The 3958-nt window shown below is 64.3% G+C and carries 5 protein-coding genes and 1 pseudogene; 1 reads left to right on the top strand and 5 read right to left on the bottom strand.

From position 1 onward, the window contains the following. Positions 1-94: 94 nt before the first annotated feature. From DH10_RS11505 to DH10_RS11490, 4 genes and pseudogenes are all read right to left on the bottom strand, one after another. Positions 95-423 (bottom strand): annotated as a pseudogene (locus DH10_RS11505) (AraC family transcriptional regulator); the annotation flags it as partial. A gap of 154 nt (positions 424-577) precedes the next feature. Beyond that, positions 578-796, bottom strand: a complete 219-nt coding sequence (locus tag DH10_RS11500; protein ID WP_192257568.1) for a tautomerase family protein — start codon at positions 794-796, stop codon at positions 578-580. A 26-nt stretch (positions 797-822) separates the two neighbouring features. Then, entirely contained in the window at positions 823-1668 is an 846-nt protein-coding gene (locus tag DH10_RS11495; RefSeq protein ID WP_210325387.1) for an SDR family oxidoreductase, read from the bottom strand. A gap of 57 nt (positions 1669-1725) precedes the next feature. After that, complete coding sequence (locus tag DH10_RS11490; protein WP_192257572.1) at positions 1726-2460, bottom strand: SDR family oxidoreductase; 735 nt, start codon at positions 2458-2460, stop codon at positions 1726-1728. A gap of 105 nt (positions 2461-2565) precedes the next feature. On the opposite strand from DH10_RS11490, the gene DH10_RS11485 reads away from it, so the two are divergent. Beyond that, complete coding sequence (locus tag DH10_RS11485; RefSeq protein WP_192257574.1) at positions 2566-3459, top strand: LysR family transcriptional regulator; 894 nt, start codon at positions 2566-2568, stop codon at positions 3457-3459. Between the two features lie 50 nt (positions 3460-3509). Here DH10_RS11485 and DH10_RS11480 read toward each other — a convergent pair. After that, positions 3510-3958 (bottom strand): polyprenyl synthetase family protein (locus DH10_RS11480; protein WP_192384742.1); only part of this gene is annotated, 449 nt, incomplete at its 5' end.

Below are 3958 nucleotides of genomic sequence, written 5' to 3'. Positions count from 1 at the left end.
CCCGCGCAGCGGGTTCGTTCTTCGGCCCACTGCGGTCACTGGAGAACTGGTGGCGAATGGCGGCCTGAATTCGCCACGCGGTCCGCTGTTGCGCATCGCCACAAATGTAGCGCCAATCATGATAGAGATAGAGCGCGGCGGGCTCCAGATTGTGGGAAGCGCCGTTGACGCGTAGCACCGCGCAGCGTCCGCCGGGGATCACACCCGCCTTCATCTGCTCGTCATTCGCCTCGATCGGCTGGTCCCGACACAGATGTCGATGCTGTATTCGGCCGGGACCGCGGGATTCCTCTCGGAACGGAAGACGGTGAAGGTCGGGCTTGTCTCGGGCGGCAAACCGGCGGCCTTGCGCCAGGCGATGAACCGCTGGATGGTGTTCCCGAGCGTCGCCCGGTCGCCCCAGTGCTCCATGATCGCCACTGGCGGCATCAGCTAGTCGCTCATAGCCGTAACGTGCTCGACCGATCTTGCGGTTTGGGGCGGATCAACCGAGAACGTCGTGTCCGCGAATCAAAAATAGACCATTGCATTCGCTCGGAAAAGCGAGCCGCGCAACGAGCGGCTCGCCTTGTTCAAATCAGGCAGCATCCTTCGCCCGATAGGCGTCGGGAAGAATGAAGACTTCGTCGGCGCGGCCGTAGCCTCCATCGGGAACTTCTTCGATCAGCACCATGGTGTAGGGACGCACACCCTCGCCGAAATAGTCGACGAACATCTGCGTGGTCCTGTGGACGAGGTCTTCCTTCTGCGCTTTTGTGAGGGCGGCTTCGGGCGTCTTGAAGTTGGCAAAGGGCATTTCCGGGGTTCCTTTCGGATTGGATTTCACAGTGCTGGATGGAGAAGGTCGACGAGGCCAATGCGCTCCAGAAGCTGCGCCCGGACGCGGTCGGCGACGCCATTGACGATGGTCGCGCCGTCATCGGACGGATCGATATGGACACGGAACGGCCGGCGACCATGCGGCATGGCGACGAGATCGACGATGGCACGAGCGACTTCCGAGGGATCGGCATCGGCGGGTTCCAGCCCGGCAAGACCTTTGAGTGCCTGATCATCCACGCCGGCATAAGGTCCAGACCAATAGGCGGCCGCACGCTCGGCGTCGGCGGGCTTGCCTGAATGGGCGAAATGCTCAGTGCCCTTGGTGAAGGCGCCCGGCACCACGATGCTCGTCTCGATGCCGAAACGGGCAAGTTCCAGCGCGTAGCTTTGTGCCAGCGAATCCAAGCCCGCCTTGGCGGCGAAGTAAGGCGCGAGAAACGGAGGCGTCCCGCCACGCGTGCTGGTCGATCCGATCCATATCATGAGGGCCTGGCCGAGCGAGCGCATGTTGGGAAGGACTGCCCGGTTGACGCGCTGGGTGCCGATGACATTGACGTCGTAGAGCGCCGCCAGTTGCTCCGGCGTGAAGGCTTCGGTCGGTCCGAACACCATATGGCCGGCATTATGGATGACGACGTCGATCCTGCCGGCTTCCGTGAGGATGGTTTTGACGGCAGCCTCGATCGACGGTTCCGACAGCACGTCGAGCGCGATGGCGCCAAGCGCCAATTTCTCGTCGCGCGCCAGCCTTTCCATTTCGGCGGCCGCGGCGCCGCCACGCGCCTGCGGATCGCGCATCGAGGCATAGACCCGGTGACCGGCTCTGGCGAGCGCCTTCGCCGTCATGGCACCAAAGCCGCTCGACGCGCCGGTGATGAGGATTGTCTGCTGCACATTCGCCTCCTAGATAGCACCGCCATTGGCGCGGATGACCTGGCCGTTGACCCATTGGCTGTCCGGACCGGCGAGGAAGGCGACCAGCCCGGCTATGTCGTCGGGTTGGCCAAGGCGACCGAGCGGAATGAGTTTCGTTATCGCCTCGATCTGCGCGGCGCTCTTGCCGTCCGTGAAGAGATCCGTTTCGACCGGACCTGGCGCGACGGCATTGACCGTGATGCGGCGCGGGCCGAGTTCCTTGGCCAGAATACGCGTCATGGCTTCGACGCCAGCCTTGGTTGCGGCGTACACGCCGTAGGCAGGCTGGTAGAAGCCCACCACGCTGGAAGAGAAGTTGATGATGCGTCCGCCCTCGTTCAGGCGCCGGGCGCTTTCGCGCATGCCCCGGAACGTCCCGCCGAGATTGATGGCTAGCTGGCGTTCGAACTGGGCGTCGTCGGTCTCCGCAATTGGCGACAGCTTCATCATGCCGGCGTTGTTGACGAGAATGTCGACCCCGCCGAAGGCTCTTTCAGCCGCATCGAACAAAGTGCCCATGGCGCCCGGTTCTCCGATATCGGCCTGGACCGCGAGAGCGGTACCGCCGGCGGCTTCGATGGCGGAAACGACCTCCTCGGCGGCGTCCTTGCCGCGCGCATAGTTGATGACGACGGCAAGGCCGCCCTGGGCGAGCCGTTTGGCGATCGCCGCGCCAATGCCCCTCGACGCGCCGGTCACGATCGCCGTTCTTGTCTTCTGCATGATTGATCTCCGTTCGTTGTTGTCGAGCGGATATAGACGGTCGCACCTCCCGGATAATCAGCCCGCTATTGACAGCAGTATTCGGATAGAGCGAACAATCGAAATATGGATCGACTCGACAGGATGCGGCTGTTCGTTCGCGTGGTGGAGCGGCGCAATTTCACCGCGGCAGCAGCCGATCTCGGCCTGCCGCGCTCGACTGCGACCGAAGCGATCAAGCAGCTGGAAGACCATCTCGGAACAAGGCTGCTGGACAGGACCACGCGTCACGTCGCCACAACGCTCGATGGGCAGGCCTATTACGAGCGCTGCCTTTCAATCCTCGGCGAAGTGGAGGATGCCGAGGCCGGGTTCCGCAGCGCCGAACCGCGCGGCCTGCTTCGCATCGATGCGCATCCGCTGCTCACGCAAAGATTCCTGCTGCCGCAGTTGCCTGCGTTCCTCGAACGCTATCCTGAGATCGATCTCCATATCGGCCAGGGCGACCGGCTGGTCGACCTGGTGCGCGAAGGCGTCGATTGCGTCATTCGCGCCGGCCAACCGCAGGACAGCGGCATGATCATGCGGCGGTTGGCGATGATTGGCGAAGTCACCTGCGCGAGCCCAGCCTATCTGACGCGCCACGGGGTGCCGGCATCACCCGAGGCGCTGGAAGGCCACCAGGCCATCGGTTTCGTCTCCTCGCGCACCGGCGAGGTCCTGCCGCTGGAGTTCACGATCGGCGCCAAGGTGCATCGGATTGCGTTGCCGGGCCGGGTGAGGGTCAACAATTCGGATACGGCGGCGGAGTTGGCGCGGTTGGGCTTTGGGCTTCTGCAGGCGCCACGCTATCGACTCGAAAAGGATCTGGCGGACGGGACACTGGTCGAGGTGCTCAAGGATTTTCCGCCGACTCCCACGCCGTTGTTCGCGCTCTATCCGCAGAACCGGCAGCTCGCTCCACGGCTACGCGCCTTCCTGGAGTGGGCATCCCGCATTTTCGCCGAGGCAAGGCTTTAGAGACCGGAACGGTGCCGACCGGGGTAACCACCGTCGCCTACGCTTGACACTCAGCTGTTGCGCGTTGCCACGAAAGTCGCAGCCGCCTTCAGCATATCCGCCTGCTCGCCATAAGGCTCCAGCAGCGCATGCGCCTGGTCGATGAGGCCGTGGAGCTGTTCGCGCGCCCAGTCGGTGCCATGCAGGGCGGCAAGCGTCGCCTTGCCGGCGGCGGCATCCTTCTTCGTCGCCTTGCCCATCTGCTCAGCATCGGCGGTGAGGTCGAGCAGGTCGTCGGCGAGCTGGAAGGCAAGGCCGATCGCCGAGCCGAATTCCGCCAGTGTTTCACGATCGGCGGGCGCCGCTCCGGCGACGATGGCGCCGGCTTCGCAGGCGAAGCGAATCAACGCGCCGGTCTTCATCGCCTGCAGGCGGATGATACCGGCTTCGTCCGGGCGCTTGCGCTCGGCTTCGAGGTCGAGCGTCTGGCTGCCGACCATGCCGCCGGCGCCGCTGGCGC

This window comes from Mesorhizobium silamurunense (assembly GCF_014843825.1).
Classification (GTDB): Bacteria; Pseudomonadota; Alphaproteobacteria; order Rhizobiales; family Rhizobiaceae; genus Mesorhizobium; species Mesorhizobium silamurunense.
The sequence above is the reverse complement of the archived record's forward strand: the minus strand, read 5'-3'. Positions and strand labels throughout refer to the sequence as shown.